We start from the raw sequence: 25209 nt of genomic DNA, 5'->3' as shown, positions 1-25209 counted from the left end.
CGCCCGAAGCAGGAGCGCCAGCGCCGCCGCAGCCCTGCCTGGTCCATCCCTGCCAGCCGCTCGAGCGCGATGCCAAGCGGCCGTGACCGCGGCAGCGAGCGCCGCCTGATGGGCGCACGCCTCAAGCCCCCTGCCCGGTCCGTGCCGCTTGGCATTGCCCTCGAGCGGCTGGCCGGGATGGATCAGGCAGGGCTGCGGCGGCGCTGGCGCTCCTGCTTCGGGCGTCCCGCGCCCGAGGGGCTCTCACCTGCGCTGCTGTACCGGGCCCTGGCCTATCGCTTCCAGGCCGAGGCCCTGGGCGACCTCGACCGCTCCACCGTCCAGACCATGGCCCGGCTGGCGGCCGATCTGGATGGGGCAGCGGTGCCGCCCCTGCCGGAGCTCGCCGCGATCAAGCCCGGCACCCTGCTCGTGCGCGAATGGGAGGGTGTGCTGCACATCGTCACCGTGCTCGAGGCCGGCTTTGCCTGGCAGGGCCGTCACTATGACAGCCTCTCGGCGCTCGCCCGGTCCATCACCGGCACGGCCTGGAACGGGCCGCGCTTCTTCGGCCTGCGCAAGGCGTCCTCAGACGGAAAGCAACGAGTCGCCACTGCCACTGCTGTCGACTCCGAGGGAGCCCGGCCATGACGCTGCCGGGCAAGCCACTGCGCTGCGCGATCTACACCCGGGTCTCGACCGAGCACGGGCTGGAGCAGGCCTTCAACTCCCTGCACAACCAGCGCGAGGCGGCCGAGGCCTACGTCCGCAGCCAGGCCCACGAGGGTTGGCGCTGCTCGGGCGTGCGCTACGACGACGGCGGCTACTCGGGCGGCAGCCTCGAGCGGCCGGCCCTGCAGCGGCTCCTGGCCGAGGTCCGGGCCGGGCGCGTCGACGTCATCGTGGTCTACAAGGTCGACCGCCTCACCCGGGCGCTTTCGGACTTCGCCAAGCTGGTCGAGCTGTTCGATGCAAACGCGGTCAGCTTCGTCTCGGTGACCCAGGCCTTCAACACCACCAGCAGCATGGGCCGGCTGACGCTCAACGTGTTGCTCTCGTTCGCCCAGTTCGAGCGCGAGCTCACGGGCGAGCGCATCCGCGACAAGATCGCGGCCTCGAAGCGCCGAGGCTTATGGATGGGCGGCGTCGTACCCCTCGGCTACCGGGTCGAGGCTCGTGCCCTCCACCCCGTGCCCGAGCACGCCGCGCTGATCGGGCTGATCTACCGGCGCTACCTCGAACTCGGCACGGTCGGGCTCCTGAAGCTGGAACTCGATCGCGACGGCATCCTGGTGCCCGAGCGCATCGACGGGGCCGGCCGCAGGACCGGCGGCAAGGGCTTCAGCCGCGGGCAACTCTACGCCATCCTGGCCAACCCGATCTATGCCGGGCAGCTCGTGCACAAGGGTCAGGTCCATCCCGGCCAGCAGCCGGCTCTGGTGGATGAGGCAACCTTCGCAGCCGTGCAGGACAGGCTTGGTGCCAACCACCGCGAGCGGCTTCGTCCGCGATCCGGCGAGACCCACCTGCTCGTCGGGCGCATCCGCGACGGGCAAGGCCACGTGATGACGCCGACCCATACCCAGAAGGGCACCCGGCGCTACCGCTACTACGTCAGCCAGGCTGTGCTGAAGGCATCCAAGGCCGGAGTGGCTGCAAGACAGACGGGGATCGACGTAGCCGCACCACCCGATGCCATCGGCCGCGTCTCGGCCCCAGATCTCGAAGCGCGGGTGGTCGCGGCCCTTCGCGATGCCATCCCGGCTCGCAAACAGCCCGCAGCGGATGCCGATCTCGTGGCCGATCACCTCGCCGAGGTGCGGCTGCATCCGGATCGCCTCATGCTGCGCCTCGTCGGTGATGAGCCGGACACGATCACGATCGCCTGGACGCGACCTTCGACCCAGCGGCGGCGCGAGATCGTGCTGCCCCCTTCCGCACAACAGCCAAGGCCGCGTCCGATGAAGGTTGAGGACCGGGCCCGCATCCTCAAGGCCATCGCCACGGCCCGAGCCTGGATGGAGGACCTGGTCTCTGGCCGCATCGACGGCACCGAGGCCCTGGCGGAGCGGGCCAGGATCAGCGAGCGCTCGGTGCGGATGAGCCTGTCGCTGGCCCATCTCTCACCCACCATCGTTGCTGCGATCATGGCCGGCCGCCTGCCGCGCGGCATCGGCCTGCGCCATCTCGCCGAGCTGCCGGTCGCCTGGGCGGAGCAGCAGACTGCCCTCGGGCTCTGAGCAAGAGCGACCATTGCAGGGCCCTGACAATCCGCGCCTCCAGGCGAGAGCGCATCCGCCAGCCCTGCACCTTCAGCATCCACATCCGACGCATCGACGGAAAGCCGTACGGCTGGCCATCGCACGGATGCAGCTGGGCCGAGCCATCAGTCACGTCGGTCAGTAATTGCGGTTCGGTTGGAACCGCTGCAATGCGGAGCCCACAGGTCCGAGCCACACGGTCTGCCGCATCGCAGGAAACAGGAATTGGGGCCGTGGAGACTAAGGCGGGATGGGCCCCTTTCGCGGCACTTCACGCCACCAGAGACGCGGCAGAGACGGTTGCCACGGCGCCAAGCGACTGATCTTACGTGTTAATTCCGGACCACCAGGAACATCTACGTTTGCGTAGACTGCCTGGTGGAGCTGAGCGGGATCGAACCGCTGACCTCCGCAGTGCGATTGCGGCGCTCTCCCATCTGAGCTACAGCCCCGTCGAGGCGCCGGCCTTTTAGGCTTGCGCGGCTCGGCCTGTCAATTCCCATTCCCGCCGCCGCCCGCGCCGTCCGGCCGGCTTCAGGCCGCGGTTCTTCAGGACACACGTTTCGCGCATGTACGCCCTGCTCTGGCTCTTCGACACGATCGTCCAGATCTTCATCTACGTCCTCATCGCCAGCGCCGTCCTGAGTTGGCTCGTCGCGTTCAACGTGGTCAACGTGCGCAACCCCATCGTCGCCCAGATCGGCGAGGTGCTCTACCGGGTCACCGAGCCCATCCTGCGCCCGATCCGCAACCTGTTGCCGAACCTCGGCGGCGTCGATATCTCGCCGATCATCCTGATCCTGCTGCTGCTCTTCGTCAGTCGCCTGCTGCACGAGTTCATCCCGCCGCAGGTCGTCTACACCCGCTGACCGCGTGCCGATCCGGCCTCAGAGAACCGAGCGTCCATGAAGACCAATCCCGGCCGCTTCTTCGAGGATTTCCGCCTCGGCGAGACCATCCGCCATGCCACCCCACGCACGGTCACCACCGGCGACGTGGCCCTCTACACCGCCCTCTACGGCCCGCGCTTCGCAGTGCAGTCCTCGGACGCGTTCGCCCGCACCTTCGGCTATCCACAGAGCCCGCTCGACGACCTGCTGACCTTCCACATGGTCTTCGGCAAGACCGTGCCCGACATCTCGCTCAACGCCCTGGCCAACCTCGGCTACGCGGAAGGCGGGTTCCGCCGGCCGGTCTATCCGGGCGAGACCCTCTCCACCGTCTCCGAGGTGATCGGCCTCAAGGAGAGTTCGAACCGCCAGACCGGCGTGGTCTATGTTCGCTCGGTGGGCTCGGACGCGGCCGGTGAGACGGTGCTGAGCTATTGCCGCTGGGTGCTCGTGCGCAAGCGCGACCCCGAGGCGGCGGTCGCCGAGGAGCGCGTGCCGGACCTTGCCAAGGTGGTGGACCCTAAGGACCTCGCCGGCGTCCTGCCCAAGCTCGATGCGGGCGCCTACGACCTCGACCTCGCCGGCAGCCCGCACCGCTTCGGCGACTATGCGGTGGGCGAGAAGATCGACCACGTGGACGGCATGACCGTGGAGGAGGCCGAGCACCAGATCGCCACGCGCCTGTTCCAGAACACGGCCAAGGTTCATTTCGACGCCTTCGCCACCAAGGAGACGCGCTTCGGCCGGCGCCTGATCTATGGCGGCCACGTGATCTCGCTGGCCCGGTGTTTGAGCTTCAACGGGCTCGCCAACGCCTTCTCCATCGCCGGCATCAATGCCGGGCGCCATGTCGGCCCGCTGTTTGCGGGCGACACGGTCTACGCCTGGAGCGAGGTCCTCGAGACGGCCGACGTGGGCCGGGACGACGTCGGGCTGCTGCGCCTGCGCACGGTCGCCACCAAGAACCAGCCCTGCGGCGCCTATCCCCACAAGCAGGGCGACGGCTACGATCCGGCCGTGATCCTCGACATCGACTACTGGGCCTTCATGCCGAAATAGTTTTTTTGGCATTGTTGCCTGGCCGGATGCCCGATCCGGCTACCGCGATCCCGTCGCTTGCAATAAAGTTTCGGCCTCCCGGCCGAGGGGCTCGTCGAGACGCCGTGCGACGCCTTCTGAAATTCCTCCACACGATGGGGGCCATCGGGCTGATGGGGGCGATGGCGTCGCTCCTCGTCATGCTGAGTCTGGCCCCGCCGCCGACGGCTCTCGCCGGCTACGCCCTGATGCGCGGCGCCATGGGCGCCATCGCCACTTGGATCTTCTTCCCATCCCTCGGGCTGACGCTGGTCGCCGGCCTGCTGGCGATCGGCCTGAACCGCGGCTATCACGGCGCCGGCTGGGCGTGGCTGAAGGCCGCCACCGGCATCCTGGTGTTCGAGAGCGGCTTCGTCGGCGTCCTGGGCCCGATGCAGCAGGAGGCGGAACGCAGCGCCGAGGCGCTGGCGGGCCGCGTCGACCCCGCGACCCTCGCCACATCCCTCGGCCCCGAGCGGAACACGCTCTGGGTGCTGCTCGCGATCGCAACAGTCAACGTCGTCCTCGGCATCTGGCGGCCGCGGCTTACCCGGCGTCCCCGTTGAGGCCCGTCCGGCAGGAAGCCTCGACAGCGGCCTGCCCTCGGGTCAAGGTGCCGGCTATGCTTCGCACCGCCCTCGCCTGCCTCATCCTCTTGCCTGCTCTCCTGCCTGCCGTGGCGCGGGCCGACGAATGCGACGGCCTTGCCCGGCAGATCGCGGACGCGATCGGCGGCAAGGTTGGGCGCCGGGCCGGCCCCAGCATCGACATCCGCGTCTCCGGCCCCCTCAAGGTCGACGTGACCTGCCGGGCCGAGCCGATCGTGCAGGCGAGTTCAAGCGAGGCGACCCCCTCCCCGGCCTATTTCCGCGATCTCGCGATCGCCTCGCAGATCCTGATCGGCGAATCGGCCGGAACGGTCGAGCCGATCATCGCCAACGCCTACCGCGCGGCGCTCGCCTCGCGCAGCAAGTCCTTCATCCAGCAGAGCGGCTGGTCGGCGAGCTGCTACACCGATCCGGGCAGCAGCATCCGCACCCTCTGCTCGGTCGGGCGCATCCCGCCGGGGTGATGCCGGGCGTAGGTCGCGAGCCGCCGGGCCTGTCCGAGCGGCGGCGTGAAGTTTTCTTCAGAGGGTCTCCCAAAAAGACTTCGCGAGCGGAAAATCCGTTCCGTGATAGACCGTTGCTCGACTGATGCAGGCCAGGGCGTCCCTGCGGGTGCGAGCCGGACTGCATGGCGAAGACATCGTGGCCGCGTGTGCGCCTGCGCTGATCGTGTCGCTCACGAACGTCCGCTGCGCGGTCGCGCGGCCGGAGGGAAGGCTCCCGGTGATCGGGGGTTCCGTGAGGCTCGATCAGTCCCCGCACGGGTCGCGATAGGTCGGAACCGGGACTTCCACCGCGCGGCCCGGTCCGGTCCGCGATCAAGAGTGGTCGCCTGTGCGGAGGAAGGCGAAGCCATGAAGAAGAACAAGGTCATCACGGCCGCCGAGGCCATCGCTCTGATCCGCAACGGCGACGTGCTCACCACCACCGGCTTCGTCCAGAGCTGCATCCCCGAGGCGCTGCACGCGGCGCTTGAGGCCCGCTACGTCGAGACCCGCGCTCCCCGCGACCTCACCCTGATCATGACCGCGGGCGCGGGCGACAGCAAAGGGCTCGGCACCGGGCGCCTGCACCACGAGGGCCTGCTCCGGCGCGTGATCGCGGCCAATTTCGGCCGGATGCCAAAGGTCGCCAAGGCCGCGCAGGAGAACCGCATCCTCGGCTACAACCTGCCGCAGGGCGTGATCTCGCAGCTCTACCGCGCCTGCGCCGCGGGCCAGCCGGGGCTGTTCTCCAAGGTCGGGCTCAAGACCTACGTCGATCCGCGCCACGGGGGCGCAAAGGTCAACGCGGTGACGACCGACGACATCGTCAAGCTGGTCGAGGTCGATGGCGAGGAGTGGCTGTTCTATACGGCGACCAAGATCGACGTGGCCTTCATCCGCGGCACCTCGGCCGACCCCTCGGGCAACATCAGCTTCGAGAAGGAGGCCCTGACCCTGGACTGCCTCGCCCAGGCGATGGCCGCGCGCAACAACGGCGGCATCGTCGTGGCGCAGGTGGAGCGGATCGTGGACGACGGGTTCCTGCTGCCCAAGGACGTGCGGGTGCCGGGCATCCTGGTCGATTGCGTGGTGCTGGCCGAGCCCGAGATGCACCGGATGAACTACGGGGTTCAGCACGACGCGGCGCTCGCCGGCCAAATCCGCGTGCCGGTGGCCGGCATGAAGAAGATGCCGCTCGACGCCCGCAAGATCATCGCCCGGCGCGCGGCCTTCGAACTGCCCCCCAACGGCGTGGTCAACCTCGGCGTCGGCGCGCCCGAAGGCATCGCCGCGGTCGCCAACGAGGAGAAGGTCACTCCCTACATCACGCTGACCACCGAGGCCGGCGCGGTCGGCGGCGTGCTTGCCAGCGGGTCGAGCTTCGGGGCAGCGACCAACGCCGATTGCGTCATCGACCAGAACCAGATGTTCGACTTCTACGACGGCGGCGGCCTCGACATGACCTGCCTCGGCATGGCGGAGTGCGACCGGCACGGCAACGTCAACACTTCCGCCTTCGGGGGCAAGCTCAACGGCTGCGGCGGTTTCATCAACATCAGCCAGAATGCCCGCAGCGTAGTCTTCGCCGGCACCTTCACGGTGGGCGGCTTGGAAATCGCGATCGAGGACGGCCAGGTCCGCATCGTCCAAGAGGGCCGCGGGCGCAAGTTCCTGGAGGCGGTGGAGCAGACGACGTTTTCCGGCACCTACGCGCGGGAGCGCTCGCAGCCGGTCATCTACGTCACGGAGCGCTGCGTCTTCCAGCTCACCGACAAGGGCCTGGAACTGATCGAGGTGGCGCCCGGCATCGACATCGAGCGGGACATCCTGCCTCACATGGACTTCCGGCCGATCGTCAACCAGCCGGTGCCGATGGACTCGCGCATCTTCCGCGACGAGCCGATGGAGCTTCTCTCCGACCTCCTCAACCTCGATCTGAAGGACCGGGTCAGCTACGACGCGGAGCGCAACCTGCTCTTCGTCAACCTAGAGGGCTGGTACTGCCGCGTGAAGACCGACATGGACGAGCTGCGCATGACCATCGTCGAGGCGTGCCGGAAGGCGGGCCAGCGGGTCAACTCGGTGGTCAACCACGACGGTTTCCGCATCAACGAGAGCCTGTACGACGATTACGCGGGCATGATCCAGTATCTCCAGGCGAACTACTACGCGACGACGACCCGCTACGCGACGAGCGCCTTCCTACGCCTGAAGATGGAGGAGGCGCTCAACCGGCGCGGTCTCGCCCCGCACGTGTTCGAGCGCAAGGAGGACGCCCAGGCCTTCCTCGGCGTCGCCGACAAGAAGGCGCGCAAGATGATCTCGCCGGCCATCGTCTCGGCCGCCTGATCGCCGGGCGCACCCCACGAAACTTCCGGTCGCCGGGCATTCTCCTCCGGCCGCGACGGCGGAACCGGCGCCTTGTGAGAGACGCCAAGCGCTGTCACGAGCCAAGCCTTGTCACGAGCCAAGCCCTGTCACGAGCCCGGTGTCCCTCTTCCACCGGGCGGCGAGTGGGAGCGTCGGTCGGCCGTCGGCACCGCATGCGCGACGCGGTGACGGATGAGCGTCGGCCGGGATTCGATCCGCTTTGCCCGCGTGTAACTACCCTGCCAGCCCGCGGGCGGACAGATGCCCTGTGGATTGCTACCTGTGGTCGAATACCGATCGACGAGGCCTATTTTACCGAGCGGAGTTCGCGAAGAGGCGTCCAACGACGCACGGGATGGAGAAAGCGTGCCTTGCGCATGGAACGAGTCCACGAAATAAAGAGATTGCGCCACGCTTCATCCCGCCCGGGATAAGAAGTCGCCGGTTCCCGCCTTGCTGTTCCCCGTGTCGATCCAGACCTTCACCTTCTCGACGCAGGCGCTGAACGAGGCGGACGGCTTCGGGGCTTATCACGACCTGTACAGCGCAGGCAGCGACGTGGCCCAGGCCGGCGAGGCCTTCCGGGCCCGCGTGCAGGCCTATCGATTCGCCCGGATGCTGGTGTTCGACCGCCGTCTCGACGGGCTGCTGCATAGCCGCGGCCCCTTGCGCGTGCGCCGCGACGGCTTCGACCACGTCACCCTCCACCTCCTGCTCAGCGGCAGCCTCGTGGGGGGGGCTCCGGGAGAGGAGAACCATGTCGCGCCGGGCGAGATCATCGTGTTCGATACCACACGGCCGCAATGGAGCCGGGCGATGGCTGCGCACCTGATCACGGTGGCGCTGGCGCGGGACCTGGTCGAGGCGGGCGCCCTGCGGCTGCCGTCCTTCCACGGAGCGGTCCTTCCGGAAGCGGTCGGCGGGCTCCTGGCCGACCTCGTCCAGTCCCTGGCGCGCCGTGCGTCGACCCTCACGCCCGAGACGGCGAACCGCGCGGCGCGGGCGGTGGCGGAGTTCCTCGCAGCCGCGCTCGATGGCAAGGCCCTCCCGGTGCGAAATGGCGATGCGCTGGAACAGCTTTCCCTGCTTCGCCGCCGGCGGGCCGAAGCCTTCATCGATGAACGGCTCGCCGATCCGAGGCTCGGGGCCGACGCCATCGCCGCGGGGGTCGGCATCTCGCGGACCGTCCTGTACCGGGCCTTCGCGGAGGACGGGGGCGTCGGTCACTTCATCCAGCGCCGGCGCCTGGAAGCCCTGCGCAACGCCCTGCGGCGCTTGTCCGAGACGCGCTCGGTGGCGGCTCTCGCCTATGCCTACGGCTTCACCAGCGAAAGCCATTGCAGTCGCGCCTTCCGCGCCGCCTACGGGCAGCCGCCAGGCCAGTTCCGCGCCGAGATCCACCGGGTGCGCGCCGATGGATCGGACGCAGGCGGACTGAAGCCGATCCTCGTCTCCTGGCAATCGGAACTCTACTGACCGGGCCCGGGGTGCAGGCCCAATCGACCGCCGCGCAGCTCGGCCTCTCCGGGTGGCCCCTCGTGCTTCTGCTCGCGGCGACGCAGCTCTCCGCCTTCAGCGACCGCTTCCTGATGACCCTGGTGGCGACGCCCCTGAAGCAGGCGCTCGCCTTGAGCGACACCCAACTCGGCTTGCTCCGGGGCTCCGCCTTCGCGGTCCTGAACGCCCTGGCGCTGCCGGCGGCGGGGAGCCTCGCCGACCGCGGGCACAGGCGTGCGCTGTTGCTGGCGAGCATCCTTCTGTGGAGCGTGGCGACCCTGGCCTGCGGACTGGCCGGCACCTTCGCGGCCCTGTTCGCCAGCCGCATGGTGCTGGGGCTCGGGCAGGCCGGTGTCGCGCCCGCCGCCCTCTCGCTAATGGCCGTGCGGGTTGAGAGGGACAGCCTCGGGCGCGGCGTCTCGTTCCTGACCTCCGGTGCGAGTCTGGGGCGCAGCCTCGCCCTGCTCGCGGGCGGGGCCGCCCTCGCCTGGCTGACCGCGAACGGCGGCTGGAACGCGCCGGGCATCGGGCAGCTCGCTCCCTGGCAGGCCCTGTTCGTCCTGGCCGTGGTCCCGAACCTGGCGCTGGCCCTGCTGGTCTGCCGCATCGTCGAGCCTCCACCGGCGCGCCGCACGCCGCGCATGGGTGTCGCCCTCGCCTGGATCGTGCGGCGGCGCGCCGCCTACCTGCCGCATCTCGGCGCGGCTTCGGCTGCCGTCCTGATGGGGCAGGCGCTGAGTGCCTGGGCGCCGACGTTCTACGTCCGGGCCTTCGGCTTCACGCCCGCGCAGACCGGCTTCGTCCTCGGCCTGATCGTGCTGTGCGCCGCGCCCCTCGGGCATCTTGCCGGCGGCGTCGTCCTCGACAGGCTGCGCCGGACCCGTCGTCGCGACGCCGCGCCGCTGATGCTTGGCATCGGGCTGCTGCTCGCCCAGCCGCCGGCAGTGACGATGACGCTCGCCGCCGACCTGACGGTCTCGCTGGCGGGGTTCTTCCTCCTGGTCACGATGCTCGGTTTCACCAGCCCGCCGGGGCTCGCCGGCATCCAGTTCCTCACCCCCGTGGCCCTGCGCGGCCGGGTCAGCGCCCTGTTCCTGGCGAGCGTCACCCTGGCGGCCTTCGGCCTCGGGCCGTTCCTGGTCGGCCTGCTGAGCGACACGGTCTTCGGCGAGAATGGGTTGGGCCGCGCGATGCTTGCCTTGTTTTCGGGGGCGGGGCTCGTCGGCGTGCTGTTCGCCTACCGCGCGGCGCGCCCGAAGGTTCGTGCCCGGCACGTGGCCGGTGGCCGGATCAGCCCGCGACCGCCAGCCCGCCCTGGTGGGTGACGGGAACGAAGGCGTTCAGGAGTACCGGGTCCAGGTGTCCCGACATCCGGAACATGGTGGCGAGCGCCGCCTGGGAGGTCAGCGGCGTGCGATAGGAACGCCGCTCCGTCAGCGCGGAGAACACGTCGCAGACGGCGATGATTCGGACGAGGTCGGCGACGGCCTCTCCGGCCAGTCCATCGGGGTAACCGCTGCCGTCGAGCTTCTCGTGGTGGTGGCGCACCACGTCGAGGATGGCGGGTTCGAAGCCGCCCTGGGCGACGAGCAGATCCGCGCCTATGCCCGGATGCATGCGCATCAGCCGGATCTCCTCGGGCGAGAGCGGGCCGGGCTTGTTCAGGATGTCGGCGGGGATGCGCGACTTGCCGATGTCGTGCAGCAGCGCGGCCTTGGCGAGGCGGTGAAGGTCGCCTCGGTTCAGGCCGATCTGGCCGCCGAAGGCGGCAGCGTAGCCGGCGACGCTGAGGGTGTGCTGGTAGACGCCCATGTCGTAACGCCAGACCACGTCGAGCCAGGCATTGATGCCGGCCTCCGAGACCGCCTCTAGGACGACGTCCGTGCCGCGGTCGACGTCGGCCTGCTGCAGGCCGGCACCCAGGGCCGCGCTGTCGAACAGTTCCGCAACGATGGCGGTGGCGGCCTCGCTGCGGCCGTTCAGGCGGCGGGCGCGTGCCTCGCCCGCGCGGGTTGCGGCCTCGATCATCGCGAAGATGCCGGCGAGCACCGTCTTGCGCGGGGTCGTCGCGGGCATGGAGCGCCGGTCGGCGGCCGGCGGCGGCACCGCGTCGCCGCGGGTCAGGACGAGGCGGGGGACAGGCCGTCCGGCGACCCGCGCGGCGATCGCGGCCTCGGTCGCCGCCAGGCGCTCCGCGTGGAGATCGACGACGACGACGTGGGGAAGGCCCGGCGGCAGCACATCGCCCGCGCCCACGGTCCGGCAGTCCATGACGAGGGCGATGCCGCGCTCCAGCGCGGTCCGCTCGGTCGGCCGATCCGAGACAAGGAGGACGTACGGGTCTTGCTCGGGCCGAATGCGGGCGCCCTGTGCCACCGACAGCGCCCTCATGGTTCGCGCGATCAACGATTTGTTGACCGTACACCAAAATTCGTGAGTGAATTCTTATTCACCGCCCTATCGCGGCCACAGGTACGAAGCCGCACAGAGAACTTCGATCCGGGCGAAGGGGTAGCGGCCGTCCGGGTCGAGGAGCCGCGTCAGGCGGCCTCGGCGAGACCGCTCGCGGCGGACGTCTCGCGGCTCGGACGATGACCCTCGGCGATGGCGTCGAACCGGTCGGCCAGCTTGACCACGAACAGGGCCTGAACGGCCGCAAAGGCAACGAAGGCGGCGATCATCGAGGTCAGCATATCGGGCTCCAAGGCGCCATATTGCACTGCAACGATGCCATCGTGCACTGCATTATGGTATACCGAGTACCACATTCCATGCATGCAGGGCATGCATGGGTCGCGACGCAAGGCCCTTTGGTTTCAGTCTAGGTAGTCGCCGTACGTGTCCACGTGCAGGGCGAGGCCGAGACCGTGCTCGCGCACGAGATGCTCGGCGCGCTCGGCCTCGCGGGCCTCTAGGGCCTTGATGATCGCCACGTGCTCGCGGATGGACTTCTCGGCCCGTTCGCCCTGGCGCAGGGCCTTGTTGCGGATGCCGCGAACGTGCATCAGCAGGTTGCTCGACAGGTCGGCGATGACGTCGCACTGGCCAAGCGAGATGATCTTTTGATGGAAGCGGATGTTGGCGTCGGAGTATTCGTCGATGTGCTCGGCCGGCTTGCCCTCGTAGAACTCGGGGAAGGACTCGCGCAGGGACTTGAGTTGGGCGTCGGTGGCCCGCTCGCAGGCTAGGCGGGCCGCCATGCTCTCCAGCGCCGCCCAGGCGTGGATCATCCCGACGATTTCCTGCTTGGTCTTCTTGATCACGAAGATGCCGCGCCGCGCCTCGGAACGGACGAAACCCTCCTGCTCCAGCACCGTCAGCGCCTCGCGCACGGGGGTGCGGCTCACCCCGAGGTCCTGGGACAGCTTGCGCTCGTCGAGGCGCACCTCGTCGGGGCGTCCGTAGATGTCCATGTTGGTGATGGCGGCCTTCAACGCCTCGTAGGCGAGGGTGCGCAGGCTCGAACTCGCGACGATCGGCTTGATGCTGAACGGGTCCGTATTCGTCATGATGTATCCAGATGCCGGCACGCCGCGCTGCGGCCGCCGACGGCTCCGCCCGATAGTCTTTGAGACCTAACCCAAAGCGTTTTGTCCGCATAGCCGCCCCGGCCGCGACGTACACAGGGGCAGGTCCATGCGTCGGCGATCGGCCGCGACAGCGTGTGGATATTTTGGTATCCCAAATACCACCTGTCAAACATCCCCCTCGTGTTCCGCGTATGCCGCTTGCACCAGCGACGCGGCCCGTACGGTTTACGATCCGTCACGTGGGGGACGGCCTTGCGGCAGGGGCGCCGGAGCGGGATAGCGGGCGGGCGTACGAGGATTTTCCATGCCTGCCGAAGACGACCGCCAAGACGACCACCGAGCCCGGCAATCCGTCGTCGAGGCGGCCCGCAGCTTGTCCGGCCTCGGGCTCAACCAAGGAACCTCCGGCAACGTCTCTCTGCGCTGGAAGGACGGCCTGCTGATCACCCCCTCGGGCATGCCCTACGAGCGGATGCGGGCCGAGGACATCGTCTTCATGGGGCTGGACGGGCGCTTCGAGCACCGACTGAAGCCCTCCTCGGAATGGCGCTTCCACCGGGACATCCTGGCAAACCGCAGCGAGGTCGGCGCCGTTGTCCACGCCCATCCGGTCTATTGCACAGCCTTCGCCATGTGCGGCCGCGAGATTCCAGCGGTGCATTACATGATCGCCGCGGCCGGCGGACCCACAGTGCGTTGCGCACCTTACGCCCCCTACGGCACCCCGGAACTCTCGAGCCTGGCGCTGGCGGCGCTGGAGGACAGGGCCTGCTGCCTGCTCGCCAACCACGGCATGATCAGTACCGGCGAGAGCCTGGAAAAGGCCCTCTGGCTCGCCGGGGAACTGGAGACCCTGTGCCGGCAATACGCCGTGGCGCTCCAGGTCGGCGCGCCGGTGGTATTGCCGGATGACGAGATCGCCCGGATCGTCGAGCGCTTCAAGAATTACGGCCTGAACGCCAAGCCGGGCCCGGACAACGCGTCCTGAAGCGGGCGGGCAATCAGTCGCCGAGGATGGTCCCGACGCCCAGCGCGCCGGACCGGGCGAACTCGACGGCCGAGACCTTCTTGCCCCCCTCCGGCTTCAGCTTGAAGACCTCGATCTGGCCGCCCTGCACGGTGATGCGGATCGACTCGTCGCCGACCGCCGCCACCTCGCCGACCTTGCCCTTCACCTCTCCGAGCGTGCGCACGGGGTGCAGGCGCGCGTCGAAGATCTGGAGCTTCTGACCCCCGAGCGTCGTCCAGGCGCCCGGCGCAGGGTTGGCGGCGCGGATCAGGTTATAGATCTGGTCGGCATGGGCGGACCAGTTGATCGTGGCCTCCCGCGCCCGGAACCAGCTTTCGTAGCTCGCCGCGTCCTCGTCCTGGTCGATCTCGACGTGGCGGTTGGCGACCACGAGGTCGGCCGCCTCCAGCATCGCCTGGACGCCGAGGGGAAACAGCCGGTCGAAGTAGACGTCGCCCAGGGTGTCGTCGGGTCCGATCGCGCAGATCTTCTGGAGCAGCACCGGCCCCTCGTCGAGGCCGTCCGTCGGGCGGAAGATCGAAAGCCCCGTCTCCGTGTCGCCCTTGGCGATCGGCCAGTTGATCGAGGACGGGCCGCGATAGCGCGGCAAGAGGGATGGATGGTACTGGATGGTGCCGTGCTTCGGGATGGTCACGAAGCTCTGCGGCGCGAACTGCAGCACGTAGGCCATGATGCCGATGTCGGCCTGAAGGCCGTGCATGGCCGCCTCGGCCTCCGGGTTCTTCAGGCTCGGGAACTGGAAGACCGGGAGGCCGCGCGCTTCGGCTGCCGTCTTGAGTACGTCGGGCTTGGCGCCCGCCTTCTCGGGGGCACAGAAAACCCCAGCCACCGTGTCGCCGCGCTTCAGGAACGCCTCCAGCACGGCCTTCCCAAAATCCTGCTGACCGATGAAGGCGATGCGCATGGGAGCCTCTTCTCGCTTCCCCGACGCCGCGCGGGACGGGGCGAGGATGGAGTGATCGTAGTCCGCGGCGGAAGCGGCACTACCCCCACCTCCGGCGCCTCCCCGCAAGGGGGAGGCCTCCGGAATGCGTTACTCGGCCGCGATCTTCTGCACCGTGCCGATGGCGCCCGAGCCGGAGATCTCGGCGATCTCGTCCTCGGTGTAGCGCAGCACGTCGCGCAGGATCTCGTCGGTGTGCTCGCCGAGCAGCGGCGAGCGCGTCACTTCAGAGGGGCTCGCCGACAGCTTGATCGGGTTTCCGACCGTCAGGTACTTGCCGCGGGTGGGGTGGTCGACCTCGACGATGGTGCCGCTCTTGCGCAGCGACTCGTCGGCGGCGATCTCCTTCATCGACAAGATCGGCCCGCAGGGGATGTCGTAGGCGTTGAGGATGTCCATCGCCGCGAACTTGTCGTGCTTCATCGTCCAGGCTTCGATGCGGGTGAAGATCTCGTTGAGATGCGGCAGCCGCGCCTTGGGGGTCGCGTAGGCGGGATCGGTCTTCCAGCCGGGCTCGCCGATGATGTCGCAGATCGGCTCCCACACCGCGCCTTGCGTGATGAAGTAGAGGTAGGCGTTGGGGTCGTGCTCCCAGCCCTTGCACTTCAGGATGCGGCCGGGCTGGCCGCCGCCGGAATCGTTGCCGGCCCGCGGGGTCGCGTCGCCGAAGGGCACGCCTTCGCCGAACTGGCTGTATTCCTTGAGCGGGCCGTGATCGAGGCGCTGCTGGTCGCGCAGCTTCACCCGGCAGAGGTTCAGCACCCCGTCCTGCATGGCACAGTCGACCTTCTGGCCGAGCCCCGTCTGGGTGCGGTGGAAGAGGGCCGTGACGATGCCGAGCGCCAGATGCAGGCCGGTGCCCGAATCGCCGATCTGGGCGCCGGTGACCATCGGGATGCCGTCGCGGAAGCCTGTGGTGGAGGCGGAGCCGCCCGCGCATTGCGCGACGTTCTCGTAGACCTTGCAATCCTCGTAGCGGCCGGGACCGAAACCCTTGACCGAGGCCAGGATCATGCGCGGGTTGGCTTCCTGGATCTTTTCCCAGGTCAGCCCCATCCGGGCCAGGGCGCCTGGGGCGAAGTTCTCGACGAGCACGTCGCATTCCTTCACCAGCCGCCAGAGCACGTCCTTGCCCCTGGGGTTCTTCGAATCGAGGGTGATCGAGCGCTTGTTGTGGTTCAGCATCGTGAAATAAAGGCTGTCCACGTCGGGCACATCCTGGAGCTGGCCGCGGGTCGCATCGCCCGCGCCCGGCCGCTCGACCTTGATCACGTCCGCGCCGAACCATGCGAGCAGCTGCGTGCAGGTCGGGCCGGACTGGACGTGGGTGAAGTCCAGGATCTTTACGCCTTCGAGGGCCTTGCTCATGGGTCTGTCTCGAATCTGATGTCGGTTGGTCGGAGAGCCGGTGGTCGGGCTTCGCAGGAGCCACCGTTGCCGCAGGCCGTGGGAAGCGTCATGGGCGCGCGGCCGGCGGGCTGCCTGCGGAGCGCGAAAGGTCGAAACCGAATAAAGATCACTTGTACATGGTCTGGCTCCCGGTGCCAGAGGCGCGCTCAAGCCGATCAGGGCGGTCGTCCCGTCCCGCATCCGAACGTTCGGCCGGCCCGCTCTATTCCCCTCCCCCCTCACGGACTTCGTGCGGCCCCGGCCGCGAGCGGCAGGGCCACCGTCTCCTCGGCGAGGTAGCGGGCGCGCATCGGCTTGAGTACGAACATCGCCAGGGCGGCGGCGGTGACGTTCAGGCCGATGACGAGGGCGAAGACCGCATACCACCCGTAGGCCGCCGAGAGCAGGCTGGCGAAGGGCACCAGGAACGAGGCGGTGCCCTTGGCGGTGTAGAGCAGCCCCGCGTTGCTGGTGGCGAACTTCGAGCCGAAGGTGTCGCCGCAGGTGGCCGGGAACAGCGAGTAGATCTCGCCGAACACTCCGAAGTACAAAGCCGAGGCGAGGGCGAAGACGCTCGGTATGGTGCCGTAGGCGATCAGGAGCACCACGGCAAAGGCGGCGATGGAGAAGGCGATGAACATCGTGTTCTCCCGCCCGATGTTGTCCGAGACCCAGCCGAAGAACGGCCGGCCAAACCCGTCGAAGATCCGGTCGAGGGAGATCGCCAGGGTCAGGGTCGCCATCGTCAGCCCGAACATGCTGACCGGCACGTCGGCGACCTTGAAGTCGTGGGCAATCGGGGCAAGCTGGGCCGCGGCCATCAGGCCGCCCGAGGCGACCATCACGAAGATCGCGTACATCACCCAGAACACCGGGGTGCGCACGGCCTCCCGCGGGCTGCGGTCGACGCTCGTCTGGGGCAGGGCGAGGCGCTTGCGCTGCACCGGGGCGGTTTGGCCGGGCTTGCGCAGGAATACCGAGAGCACCACCACCGCCGCCCCCTGGATCAGGCCGAAGGTGAGGAAGGCACTCTGGTAGCCGCTCGTGGCGATCATCTTCGCGATCGGGATCACCGTGACCGCGGCGCCCGCCCCGAACCCGGCGGCGGTGGCTCCGGCAGCCAAACCGCGGCGATGCGGGAACCATTTGAGGGCGTTGCCGACACAGGTGCCGTAGACCGAGCCGGCCCCGATGCCGCCGACGATCGCGGCGAGGTAGAGCATCGCCAGCGATTCGGCGTAGGCGTCGAGCACCCAGGCCAGGGCGATCATGACGCCGCCGAAGGCGACCACGATGCGCGGCCCGTAGCGGTCCACGAACCACGCCTCGATCGGCACCAGCCAGGTCTCGGTGGCGACGAACAGGGTGAAGGCGAGCTGGATCGCGGCGCGGCCCCAGTGGTGGCGCGCGTCGATGGGATCGACGAACAGCGTCCAGCCGTATTGGAGGTTGGCGATCATGGCCATGCACAGCACGCCGAAGGCGAGCTGCCACCACTTGGCCGAGGGCGGGTCGCGCCGTTCCATCCCGGATGCCTTCTTGTCGGCCGACCTCTCGGGTCGTTGCGGCAACAATGGACCAGGATCGTTTGGCATGCAATATGCCAAACGAAGACACTCGTTGCGCCACCACGGGCGGTTTCCAGACGACTGAGCGCGAAAGATCGCCCAGCGGACGCTTCTACACCATACGAAGATGTGATTTGTCTCGTATTCGCAGGCGCGAAAGGATTGCTGCATCGCCTTATGTCCGAGCCGCGTTCTCGGAGTGCGGCACGATGCGGTGGAAAATCCCATGAACGTCCCGGCCGCGCTCGTAGTCCAGTCCGTCCCGTTCGCCGGCCTCGTCCTCGCGAGCGACAAGGCCAGGAGCGGCACGTTCGCGATCCTGTATTGCGCCGCCTTCGGCCTGCTGATGTCCTTGGTCCTGCTCAATGGCGACGACGGCAGCTTCAGCGCGATGCTCTCGGGGTTCGGCCAGATCGAGTGACCAGCGCCGAAAGCTTCCGCGACGGGGTGGACATGTCTGCACTCAACGACTGAAGCACTTGGCATTTCCGGATTCGCAGTTCATCCTCCCGGTCAAACGTCGCGTCGAACGCGGTGATGGAACGGAGGTACGCCCATGCTCGCCAGCAGCCGCCTGATCAAGTCGTCCTGGATCGCCGTCGAGGTCACCAAGGAGCGCGCCGAGCGCGTGCTGGTCGTCGAGACCTACATCGCCGTGAGCCCCCTGGAGCGTAACTACGAGGCCGGCCAGTACGAGAAGGTGCTCGGCTGCGTGCGCGGCGTTCTCGCCCGGCATCCGGAGATCGACCGGGCCTCGATCCTGAGCATGCACCGGGGCGCCGGCTGCACTGCCCTGTTCCGGGAAGAGGCGCACGAGGCCGCATGAGCCCGGCGGCGGGCGCCGCCGCCGACCGCCCCGCGCCGGAGCCACGGCCGCGCGGTCCCTGGAATCCCGGCATCGAATCGACCCTGCCCCGGGCCTTCCTGCCGCTGGCGACGGTGTTCCGTGCCGAGAACGTCTCCACGCCGTTCGCCGAAGCGCAGGAACTGCACGGCCTCTCCGGCCTGCCCGCGACCGAGGTCGTCGCCTTCCGCCCCGAGCGCCTCGTGGTGCACGAACTGCTGATCCGCGTGATGGCGGACCTGTCGGTGCCGGTCGGCGAGACCTACGGCGACCTCGGCGTGAATTTTCGCGGTATCGTCGCGCGCATCCTTTCCGCTTATGTCGCGCCGCGCCGCGCGGCGATCGCGCAGATTCACGCGGCGGTGCGTGCGGAGATGCGGGCAGGCATCGAGCGGGAACTCAGTGCCATCCTGTCGCAGATGCCGCCGCAGGCAGAGCCGCGCAGACGAGGCTGGCGCGACAGGCTCGGGTTCGGTGCACGCCCACCCGCACCGCCGCCCCCGCTCTCACTGGAAGAACGGGCGGAGAAACACCTCGCCGCCTGGTGCGCACGGGCGGCCGCCGCGGACGACCCGGCGGAGATCGCGGCGGCCACAGCCCTGAACAGCGTGGTCTCCGCCCTGGTCCGTCACCGCGGAGCCCTGATCCGCGACCCAGCGCTGATCGCGGGGCTGGCCACAACGCTCGCTGTGAACGCGGAGGGTGCCCGGCGGATCGGAGCACTGATCGAGCCCTGGTTCGAGGAGGCGGTGATCCGGGAAGGCTACACCCGCGTCGGCGTCCAGGCCGAGCCGATCGTGATGAACGTCAAGGGCGCGTCCGCCTCGGGCAAGAGCACGATGCGCCCTCTCCAGCGTGCGCTGGCCGCCCGGCTCGGCGTGTCCTGGTCGGATTTCGCGGTGATCACGCCGGACATCTGGCGCAAGTTCCTGCTCGACTACGACGCGATCGGGCCGGCCACGGGCTATGCCGGCACGCTAACGGGCCACGAACTCGAGATCGTGGACCGCAAGCTCGACCGACACATGGCCCGCAAGGGTCGGGAGGGGCGGATGTCGCACCTCCTGATCGACCGCTTCCGTTTCGACAGTTTTAACGCCGATTCCGGCACGCAGGACGGCAGCCAGTTGCTGACCCGCTTCGGCCACCGGGTCTTCCTGCTGTTCATGATCACGCCGCCGGAGGCCACCGTCGAGCGGGCCTGGCTGCGGGGCGAACAATTCGGCCGCTACAAGGCCGTGGACGACCTGCTGGCCCACAACGTCGAAGCCTTCACCGGCATGCCGACGCTGTTCTTCACCTGGGCCTCGAACGCCGGCAAGCAGGTCCATTACGAATTCCTGGACAACAGCGTGGCCCTGGGCGAGCGCCCGCGCACCGTCGCCTTCGGCACCAACGGCGACCTGACGATCCTCGACCTCACGGGCGTGCTCGACGTCGACCGCTTCCGCAAGATCGACGTCGAGGCGCAGGATGCCGCCGCGGTCTACCCGGACGCGGCAGCCCTCGCCCCGGAGCGAAACACCGACTTCCTGCGCCTCTGCGCTCGGCGGATGCGCGCGATCCGCTTCGCCGAAGGCGAGACCGGCCGGGTCTACGCCCGACACGAGGCCGGGCGCCTCGTCTGCACCGACCGCGCGGTGTTCGCACGCACCCTCGAGGCCCCCGATGCCCGCGCCGCCTTCGCCGCCCTCGGCGGCGCGCGGCCGGAGGCCGTGCCGGATGAGGAAGGCGGCCCAGCGCTGGTCCGCTCCGAGACGCAGACCCTCGGGGCCTGGGGCGGGGCGGCGGGGCCGGCCTTCGACACCTGAGCCGGACGGCGGTCCATCCCGCTCACGACAATCCGCCCAACGGACTGTGCGGCGGCGTTCTCAAGGAATTGCGAAGCGTTCAGTATCTTTCGGGGAATCTGGCGGCGTAGGCCAATTTTTAAGACGCGACTGCTAGAGAGCCCAGTTCGAGACCTCCCCGAGAAGGATCGGTCATGACGACGGTTTTCAAGCGCTTCGCCTCGGACGAGTCCGGCGCGACGGCCATCGAGTACGGCATGATTGCTGCACTCATCGCCGTCGTCATCATCGCCAGCCTGAAGATCATCGGCACCAAGCTGAACGCCAAGTTCTCGACGATCTCATCGCAGTTGAACTGAACCGCCGGGACCCGACCGGTTCGCAGGCAACGCAAGCCGGCGCGCAACGGCTCCGGTGGCTTGTAGGCGAGACGGTGCGTACCGCCGTGGGGGCCGGACCGGTCCCAGGCGGGGGCCACAAGCTCGCGTGCACACAACCGCTTGCGGCTGCTCGACGGCCGCGGTGCAGTCGCGCACGGCATTCACAGGCCGGGACATCTACGCGGGAGACAGATGTCACCGAACCCCGCGAGCCTGCGATGATCACCCTCGGCCTCCTGTTCTTCGCGAACTTCGTCCTTGCCGGCCTGTTCTCGATGATCGCCGTCGCCACGGACTGACGCGCCCGGCATCGCCGCGGCCATCGACCCACGACGGGCGCCGACGGGGCGATTGACGCTGGGGCCGCGGGATGATGTCTGCGCGGCCGACCGCGCCCCACTCCGGGTGCCTTCGAGAAGGAAGAAAAGCATGCCCGAGATCTGGTTCCGTACCGGCGAGGCGACGGTGCTCGCGGCCGAGGGGCAGTACACCGACGCGATGCCGGAGGTGCTCATCGGCTCGACGCGCGGCCCCGTGGGCCAGGCGTTCGCCGGGATGATGGGGCAGGTCCAGGGCCACACCCGCATGTTCGTGGTGCGCGATCTCAATCAGCTCGTGCGCCCGGCCACGATGATGACCACAAAGGCGACGATCCACACGGCGGAGTACGTCGAGCTTCTCGGCGGCGTGGTTCAGGCCGCCACGGGCGACGCCATCGTCGATTGCATCATCGAGGGCATCCTGCCGCGCGAGGGGTTGGAGGAACTCTGCATGATCATCATGATCTGGCTCGATCCGCGCTGCGCCGAGGACGCGAACCTCGATCATAAGGACCTCTACCGCACCAATTACGAGGCGACGAAGCTCGCCATCGGCCGCGCGCTCAAGGGCGAGCCGACCGTCGACGAGTTGATCGCCAACCGCAAGACGGTGAAGCACTATGCCCTGGAGGACGTGGTCGAGTACTGATCGGCGTCCTCGACCTGCCCGCTCCCGCCGATCCCCCGGTCCGGAGGTGCTGCGAAGCGGCCGCGACGGGGGCTTTCGGCCATCGCCGAGATCGCCGGAGCGCTCCCATCCTGAAGGGGCTTTCGCGGCGTCCGCCGGACGCAAGATCCCTCCGGATCGGATCGGGGTGCCACGTCGTTGTCCCCCCGCCTTGCGATGCCGGCCGTGCCGGAGGTGCATCCTCCCAGGATGACGGCCGTATCCCGCAGGGTTGGAGGGTCGCGATGTCGGGCGTCTTCTTTCTCTACTTCACCGCCTGCCTGTCGCATGCCCCCGATACCTGCGAGGGCCGCCGCCTGCCTCTGGATGTCGACACCCCCCGCGCCTGCCAGCGCGTGGCCCAGCCCCAGCTCGCCCGCTGGGTCGAGGCACATCCGGATTACCGCATCACCGGCTGGCGCTGCGGCGCACCCTTGCGCGATCCCGGCACGCGGATCTGAGGGCGTGCCCGGCAGGGCACACCGGGCCGGCAGCGGGGCGTAGAGCGGCCACGCGCCCAGGTTTCGCCGCAACGGCCGGTGATGCAGGCGCCTCCTTGAGCCCCTATCCGCGAAAAGCAGCACCGTGCCGAACGCCGAACGCCCTGCCCGCCTCCTTGCCGCCTGCGGCCTTCTCGCGCTCGGCCTGTCGGCCTGCGGCACGACGACGATCCTGACCGAGGCGGAGGGGCCGACCAGCCCCGTCATCCTGGATGAGACGGCCGCGGCAGCCGCGATCTCGCGCTACCGAGCCCAGCACGGGCTCGGACCCGTCACAGTGGATTCAAGGCTGGTGAAGGCGGCCTCCTTCCAGGCTGGGAACAACGCGCGCAACGGCCAGCTCAGTCACGAGGTCGGCGGCAGCTTCACGTCGCGCATGGCCTCGGCCGGGCTTTCGCGTGCCTGGTCGGCTGAGAACCTCAGCGCCGGCTCGGAGACCTTCGACCAGGTGCTGGCCCGCTGGAAGAACTCGCCCGAGCACAACCGCAACATGCTGATCCCGCAGATCCGCCGCATCGGCATCGCCCGCGTCGACGCGCCCGGCACCCGCTTCAAGCGGTTCTGGGCCCTGGTGATGGCGGGCGGCTGAGGCGCCGGTTCACTGCGCCCGGTTCGGCGCGACCACGTTGCCGGTGCCGCCGTCGCCGTTGTCGAGGCTGCTGCCGAAGGGATAGCCGGCATCCTCGCCGCAATAGAGCCGCCAGCCGCCGCGGGAATTGACGGTGATCGCCTCGGCCTGGAAGAAGCCGCCGCCGTGGAAGACGTTGCCGGTGATGACGTTGTCCGACGGGGTCTGGTGGCGCACGGTGCCGCCCTCTCCGCAGTTTCGGTAGAGCCACACGCCCCCCTGCCCCCCGAGTTCGAAGCGGTTGCCGACGATGCGGTTTCGGGCCGAGCCGTCCACGGCGATCGCCTCTCGGCCCGTCGCCACAGCGAACTCGTTGCCCTCGATCAGGTTCTCGGCGCTCTCGGCATCGAGGTAGAGGGCGGTGGATGTGGAGCGGCCGGAGAGCTTCGAATCCCGTAGCGTGAAGCGCGTCACCCCCGGTGCGAGGTAGAGGGGGATGTGCCCCGAGGCCGTGATGGTGGAATCGAGGATGCTCACCCCCGTGGGCGCCGCGGCCTGCGCCCGCTCGGTGTGACCGAGGCTGTGCGAGGATGCCTTGACCGCGACCCCCTGCCCGTTAACGCCCATGCCCCAGACCCGGACGTGGCCGAAGATGGCGCAGTTCCGGATTGTGATACCGGACGGCCGGTCCCAGCCCGACGGCCGCGCCAACGAGCGTATCTCGACGGTGAAGGCGTCTAGGCGCGGGGCAGCCTCCACCTGACCGATCGTGGCGCCGCGGCAGTCGATCTCGACGCCGGACGCCTGCGACCCTTCAAGAACGATGCGCCGGAGGACCCGGTCGCCGGGCTCGAGCCGCAGGCTGCAGGCGAGGCTCACGCTGTCCACGCCCGGTCCCGGCGGAGCGAGGAGGAGCGCACGGATTGCCGGATCGCAGGCTCTGGCGGCTGCGGGGACGACGATGGCCGGCGGGTCGAGGGCTGCGGGAAGGAACATCTCGCCCCCCTCGCCCGTGAGCGCGGCGATTTGAAGATCGGCTCGCAGCGTATCGCCGGCATGAGCCGCCACCCGTTCCGCTCACCGTCGATCGCGCCTAAACCGCCCTGATGCGCGAACTCGCTTCGCCTGCGCGAGGACCCGGCAAGGAATCCGGATTGGCCCGATCCGCCCCATCCGAGAACAGCCGCGCTGCCAAGGCCAAGGTCCGGCGACGCCGGTTCGGTGCCGGCCGCGGCAGCCTCGGCCTGCCGGGCTCCGACCTGACGCGCCTGCCCATCGCTCTCGATCCGCGCGGTGTCAGCCTCGTGGAGGGCGTGCGCGCCGGCATCGCCTTCGGCGTCGTCATCCTGATCAACGAGTGGGTGCAATGGGCGCCCCTCCTGTCGATGGCGCTGGCCGCCAACCTCGCCTGCTTCTGCGACACCGGCGGGCCGATCCGGGTGCGGCTGCGGGTGCTCACCACCTTCTCGCTGCTCGGCGGCCTGATCTGGGGCGGCTTCGGCCTGATCCAGCCGCTGGGGCCCCTCGCGGTCGTGGCCCCGGCCTGCGCCGTGATCTTCGCCTGCGCCTATGCCCGCGTCTGGAGCGTGCAGGCACAGGCGGCCGGCAACGTCCTCGTCGTTGTGCTCTGCATCGCGCTGGACCGGCCGCTCACGCCGATTCAGGCCGGCCTGACCGCGCTGATGTTCCTGGCCGGCGGCCTCTGGGCGACGCTGCTCGCACTCGGACTGTGGCGCTTGCACCCCTACCGCCCCGCCCACCGGGCCGTGGCGGAGGTCTGGCACGGCCTCGCGCGGCTGGCCGGCGATCTGGAAAAACTCGCCGCCTCGGCCGAGCCGAGTGCCGCCGCCTTCGACGGCCATGCCCGCGCCCATCGCCGTGGCGTGCGCGGCACGATCGAGACCGCCCGCGCCATGATCCTCGACCTCGCCCGTTCGCGCGAGCGGGTCTCCGACCGGACGGCCCAGGCCCTCCTGCGGCTCGAGACCGCCGAGCAGATCTTCTCCGGGCTGATCGCGGTGGCCGAATTGATCGAGAGCGCGCCCGACTCGCAGCGCCGGGCCGCGTCCAAGACCTTCCTGCGGCGCCTGCGGCCCCTGCTGGTGGCCATCGCCCGCGCCATCCGGGAGGATTCTGACCTCGACCTGACGCGGCTGGAGCAATCCATCGCGCGGGCGAACGAGGGGCTGGAGCCGGGCACGACCCTGCTTCGGCTGGCCGACCGGATCGTCGACCGGGTGCGAATCGGCGCCAAGCTCTCCACCCCGGAAGGCTACAGGCCCGGCGGGACCCTGACGGATGGGGCGAGCCTCGACTGGCGGACCCGGTTCGTCCAGCCGCTGCGCGAGAACTTCACCTTCGCCTCGGCCAACCTGCGCCATGCCGTGCGCGCGGCGAGCGTGGCCGCGCCCGCGCTCGCAGCCACTCTGGTCTGGTCAGGACCGTTCTCGCACTGGCTGGTGATCACCGTCGTGCTGGTGATGCAACCCTTCTACGCCGCCACCTGGCAGCGG

General features: G+C 69.0%; 24 protein-coding genes, 1 tRNA gene and 1 pseudogene. 18 read left to right on the top strand and 8 right to left on the bottom strand.

Features of this window, described 5'->3' with window-relative positions:
• The coding region (locus COGEMETH_RS08825; RefSeq protein WP_238182224.1) for a DUF2924 domain-containing protein at nucleotides 1–630 on the top strand (630 nt) is incomplete at its 5' end.
• Nucleotides 627–2219 carry a recombinase family protein gene (locus COGEMETH_RS08820; RefSeq protein WP_238182223.1) on the top strand — a complete coding sequence of 531 codons (1593 nt, stop codon included), beginning with the start codon at nucleotides 627–629 and terminating at the stop codon, nucleotides 2217–2219. The genes COGEMETH_RS08825 and COGEMETH_RS08820, both read left to right, overlap by 4 nt.
• A 397-nt stretch (nucleotides 2220–2616) precedes the next feature.
• Here COGEMETH_RS08820 and COGEMETH_RS08815 read toward each other — a convergent pair.
• Nucleotides 2617–2692 (bottom strand) — tRNA-Ala (locus COGEMETH_RS08815).
• A gap of 117 nt (nucleotides 2693–2809) precedes the next feature.
• Between COGEMETH_RS08815 and COGEMETH_RS08810 the strand changes: the two genes are divergently transcribed.
• The 7 genes from COGEMETH_RS08810 to COGEMETH_RS08780 all read left to right on the top strand — a co-directional run bounded on the left by COGEMETH_RS08810 (nucleotide 2810) and on the right by COGEMETH_RS08780 (nucleotide 10492).
• Entirely contained in the window at nucleotides 2810–3109 is a 300-nt protein-coding gene (locus COGEMETH_RS08810; RefSeq protein WP_238182222.1) for a YggT family protein, read from the top strand.
• Nucleotides 3110–3145: 36 nt separating this feature from the next.
• Entirely contained in the window at nucleotides 3146–4189 is a 1044-nt protein-coding gene (locus tag COGEMETH_RS08805) for a MaoC family dehydratase (protein ID WP_238182221.1), read from the top strand.
• Between the two features lie 104 nt (nucleotides 4190–4293).
• Nucleotides 4294–4773, top strand: a complete 480-nt coding sequence (locus COGEMETH_RS08800) for a hypothetical protein (RefSeq protein ID WP_238182220.1) — start codon at nucleotides 4294–4296, stop codon at nucleotides 4771–4773.
• 56 nt (nucleotides 4774–4829) lie between these two features.
• A complete protein-coding gene (locus COGEMETH_RS08795; protein WP_238182219.1) occupies nucleotides 4830–5279 on the top strand; it encodes a hypothetical protein in 450 nt (149 codons plus the stop codon).
• Between the two features lie 390 nt (nucleotides 5280–5669).
• Nucleotides 5670–7649 (top strand): acyl CoA:acetate/3-ketoacid CoA transferase, encoded by a 1980-nt coding sequence (locus tag COGEMETH_RS08790; protein ID WP_238182218.1) that lies wholly within the window; start codon nucleotides 5670–5672, stop codon nucleotides 7647–7649.
• Nucleotides 7650–8123: 474 nt separating this feature from the next.
• Nucleotides 8124–9146, top strand: coding sequence for a helix-turn-helix domain-containing protein (locus COGEMETH_RS08785; RefSeq protein ID WP_238182217.1), 1023 nt, complete (start codon nucleotides 8124–8126; stop codon nucleotides 9144–9146).
• A gap of 11 nt (nucleotides 9147–9157) precedes the next feature.
• Nucleotides 9158–10492 carry an MFS transporter gene (locus COGEMETH_RS08780; protein WP_238182216.1) on the top strand — a complete coding sequence of 445 codons (1335 nt, stop codon included), beginning with the start codon at nucleotides 9158–9160 and terminating at the stop codon, nucleotides 10490–10492.
• On the opposite strand, the gene COGEMETH_RS08775 is transcribed toward COGEMETH_RS08780, so the two are convergent.
• The 3 genes from COGEMETH_RS08775 to COGEMETH_RS08765 form a co-directional block, all read right to left on the bottom strand.
• Nucleotides 10458–11558 carry an HD-GYP domain-containing protein gene (locus COGEMETH_RS08775; RefSeq protein ID WP_238182215.1) on the bottom strand — a complete coding sequence of 367 codons (1101 nt, stop codon included), beginning with the start codon at nucleotides 11556–11558 and terminating at the stop codon, nucleotides 10458–10460. The two genes, COGEMETH_RS08780 and COGEMETH_RS08775, sit on opposite strands and share 35 nt — an antisense overlap.
• A 149-nt stretch (nucleotides 11559–11707) precedes the next feature.
• On the bottom strand, nucleotides 11708–11848 hold the full coding sequence (locus COGEMETH_RS08770; RefSeq protein WP_238182214.1) for a hypothetical protein: 141 nt from the start codon (nucleotides 11846–11848) through the stop codon (nucleotides 11708–11710).
• Nucleotides 11849–11983: 135 nt separating this feature from the next.
• Entirely contained in the window at nucleotides 11984–12676 is a 693-nt protein-coding gene (locus tag COGEMETH_RS08765; RefSeq protein WP_238182213.1) for a GntR family transcriptional regulator, read from the bottom strand.
• A gap of 325 nt (nucleotides 12677–13001) precedes the next feature.
• Between COGEMETH_RS08765 and COGEMETH_RS08760 the strand changes: the two genes are divergently transcribed.
• The gene (locus tag COGEMETH_RS08760) at nucleotides 13002–13685 is read left to right on the top strand and encodes a class II aldolase/adducin family protein (protein ID WP_238182212.1); all 684 of its coding nucleotides are present in this window, start codon (nucleotides 13002–13004) and stop codon (nucleotides 13683–13685) included.
• 13 nt (nucleotides 13686–13698) lie between these two features.
• Here COGEMETH_RS08760 and COGEMETH_RS08755 read toward each other — a convergent pair whose 3' ends face one another.
• The 3 genes from COGEMETH_RS08755 to oxlT all read right to left on the bottom strand — a co-directional run bounded on the left by COGEMETH_RS08755 (nucleotide 13699) and on the right by oxlT (nucleotide 17585).
• Nucleotides 13699–14631 carry a methionyl-tRNA formyltransferase gene (locus COGEMETH_RS08755; RefSeq protein ID WP_238182211.1) on the bottom strand — a complete coding sequence of 311 codons (933 nt, stop codon included), beginning with the start codon at nucleotides 14629–14631 and terminating at the stop codon, nucleotides 13699–13701.
• A 129-nt stretch (nucleotides 14632–14760) separates the two neighbouring features.
• The gene (gene frc / locus COGEMETH_RS08750) at nucleotides 14761–16038 is read right to left on the bottom strand and encodes a formyl-CoA transferase (protein WP_238182210.1); all 1278 of its coding nucleotides are present in this window, start codon (nucleotides 16036–16038) and stop codon (nucleotides 14761–14763) included.
• Nucleotides 16039–16298: 260 nt separating this feature from the next.
• Complete coding sequence (oxlT, locus tag COGEMETH_RS08745; protein ID WP_238182209.1) at nucleotides 16299–17585, bottom strand: oxalate/formate MFS antiporter; 1287 nt, start codon at nucleotides 17583–17585, stop codon at nucleotides 16299–16301.
• Nucleotides 17586–17853: 268 nt separating this feature from the next.
• On the opposite strand from oxlT, the gene COGEMETH_RS08740 reads away from it, so the two are divergent.
• The 7 genes from COGEMETH_RS08740 to COGEMETH_RS08710 all read left to right on the top strand — a co-directional run bounded on the left by COGEMETH_RS08740 (nucleotide 17854) and on the right by COGEMETH_RS08710 (nucleotide 22717).
• Entirely contained in the window at nucleotides 17854–18048 is a 195-nt protein-coding gene (locus COGEMETH_RS08740) for a hypothetical protein (RefSeq protein WP_238182208.1), read from the top strand.
• A gap of 135 nt (nucleotides 18049–18183) precedes the next feature.
• Nucleotides 18184–18453 carry a hypothetical protein gene (locus tag COGEMETH_RS08735; RefSeq protein ID WP_238182207.1) on the top strand — a complete coding sequence of 90 codons (270 nt, stop codon included), beginning with the start codon at nucleotides 18184–18186 and terminating at the stop codon, nucleotides 18451–18453.
• A complete protein-coding gene (locus tag COGEMETH_RS08730) occupies nucleotides 18450–20282 on the top strand; it encodes a DEAD/DEAH box helicase family protein (protein WP_238182206.1) in 1833 nt (610 codons plus the stop codon). The genes COGEMETH_RS08735 and COGEMETH_RS08730 overlap by 4 nt, the downstream gene beginning before the upstream one ends.
• Before the next feature lie 173 nt (nucleotides 20283–20455).
• Nucleotides 20456–20620: a Flp family type IVb pilin gene (locus COGEMETH_RS08725; protein ID WP_238182205.1), complete on the top strand. Its 165-nt coding sequence runs from the start codon at nucleotides 20456–20458 to the stop codon at nucleotides 20618–20620.
• Between the two features lie 450 nt (nucleotides 20621–21070).
• Nucleotides 21071–21610 (top strand): formaldehyde-activating enzyme, encoded by a 540-nt coding sequence (locus COGEMETH_RS08720; protein ID WP_238182204.1) that lies wholly within the window; start codon nucleotides 21071–21073, stop codon nucleotides 21608–21610.
• Between the two features lie 263 nt (nucleotides 21611–21873).
• Nucleotides 21874–22089, top strand: coding sequence for a hypothetical protein (locus COGEMETH_RS08715; protein WP_238182203.1), 216 nt, complete (start codon nucleotides 21874–21876; stop codon nucleotides 22087–22089).
• A gap of 124 nt (nucleotides 22090–22213) precedes the next feature.
• The gene (locus tag COGEMETH_RS08710; RefSeq protein WP_238182202.1) at nucleotides 22214–22717 is read left to right on the top strand and encodes a CAP domain-containing protein; all 504 of its coding nucleotides are present in this window, start codon (nucleotides 22214–22216) and stop codon (nucleotides 22715–22717) included.
• Between the two features lie 9 nt (nucleotides 22718–22726).
• On the opposite strand, the gene COGEMETH_RS08705 is transcribed toward COGEMETH_RS08710, so the two are convergent.
• The gene (locus tag COGEMETH_RS08705) at nucleotides 22727–23692 is read right to left on the bottom strand and encodes a right-handed parallel beta-helix repeat-containing protein (protein WP_238182201.1); all 966 of its coding nucleotides are present in this window, start codon (nucleotides 23690–23692) and stop codon (nucleotides 22727–22729) included.
• A gap of 158 nt (nucleotides 23693–23850) precedes the next feature.
• Between COGEMETH_RS08705 and COGEMETH_RS08700 the strand changes: the two are divergent.
• Nucleotides 23851–25209 (top strand): annotated as a pseudogene (locus tag COGEMETH_RS08700) (FUSC family protein); the annotation flags it as partial.

It is taken from the genome of Methylobacterium trifolii, assembly GCF_022179685.1.
In the GTDB taxonomy this organism is placed as follows: Bacteria; Pseudomonadota; Alphaproteobacteria; order Rhizobiales; family Beijerinckiaceae; genus Methylobacterium; species Methylobacterium trifolii.
This window is presented reverse-complemented; position numbering and strand designations above follow the sequence as displayed.

Coding starts and splice junctions, on each gene's coding strand:
- COGEMETH_RS08820 (WP_238182223.1), top strand. CDS start 627: ATGACGCTGCCGGGCAAGCCACTGCGCTGCGCGATCTACACCCGGGTC.
- COGEMETH_RS08810 (WP_238182222.1), top strand. CDS start 2,810: ATGTACGCCCTGCTCTGGCTCTTCGACACGATCGTCCAGATCTTCATC.
- COGEMETH_RS08805 (WP_238182221.1), top strand. CDS start 3,146: ATGAAGACCAATCCCGGCCGCTTCTTCGAGGATTTCCGCCTCGGCGAG.
- COGEMETH_RS08795 (WP_238182219.1), top strand. CDS start 4,830: ATGCTTCGCACCGCCCTCGCCTGCCTCATCCTCTTGCCTGCTCTCCTG.
- COGEMETH_RS08790 (WP_238182218.1), top strand. CDS start 5,670: ATGAAGAAGAACAAGGTCATCACGGCCGCCGAGGCCATCGCTCTGATC.
- COGEMETH_RS08775 (WP_238182215.1), bottom strand. CDS start 11,558: ATGAGGGCGCTGTCGGTGGCACAGGGCGCCCGCATTCGGCCCGAGCAA.
- COGEMETH_RS08770 (WP_238182214.1), bottom strand. CDS start 11,848: ATGATCGCCGCCTTCGTTGCCTTTGCGGCCGTTCAGGCCCTGTTCGTG.
- COGEMETH_RS08765 (WP_238182213.1), bottom strand. CDS start 12,676: ATGACGAATACGGACCCGTTCAGCATCAAGCCGATCGTCGCGAGTTCG.
- COGEMETH_RS08760 (WP_238182212.1), top strand. CDS start 13,002: ATGCCTGCCGAAGACGACCGCCAAGACGACCACCGAGCCCGGCAATCC.
- COGEMETH_RS08755 (WP_238182211.1), bottom strand. CDS start 14,631: ATGCGCATCGCCTTCATCGGTCAGCAGGATTTTGGGAAGGCCGTGCTG.
- frc (WP_238182210.1), bottom strand. CDS start 16,038: ATGAGCAAGGCCCTCGAAGGCGTAAAGATCCTGGACTTCACCCACGTC.
- oxlT (WP_238182209.1), bottom strand. CDS start 17,585: ATGGAACGGCGCGACCCGCCCTCGGCCAAGTGGTGGCAGCTCGCCTTC.
- COGEMETH_RS08740 (WP_238182208.1), top strand. CDS start 17,854: ATGAACGTCCCGGCCGCGCTCGTAGTCCAGTCCGTCCCGTTCGCCGGC.
- COGEMETH_RS08735 (WP_238182207.1), top strand. CDS start 18,184: ATGCTCGCCAGCAGCCGCCTGATCAAGTCGTCCTGGATCGCCGTCGAG.
- COGEMETH_RS08730 (WP_238182206.1), top strand. CDS start 18,450: ATGAGCCCGGCGGCGGGCGCCGCCGCCGACCGCCCCGCGCCGGAGCCA.
- COGEMETH_RS08725 (WP_238182205.1), top strand. CDS start 20,456: ATGACGACGGTTTTCAAGCGCTTCGCCTCGGACGAGTCCGGCGCGACG.
- COGEMETH_RS08720 (WP_238182204.1), top strand. CDS start 21,071: ATGCCCGAGATCTGGTTCCGTACCGGCGAGGCGACGGTGCTCGCGGCC.
- COGEMETH_RS08715 (WP_238182203.1), top strand. CDS start 21,874: ATGTCGGGCGTCTTCTTTCTCTACTTCACCGCCTGCCTGTCGCATGCC.
- COGEMETH_RS08705 (WP_238182201.1), bottom strand. CDS start 23,692: ATGTTCCTTCCCGCAGCCCTCGACCCGCCGGCCATCGTCGTCCCCGCA.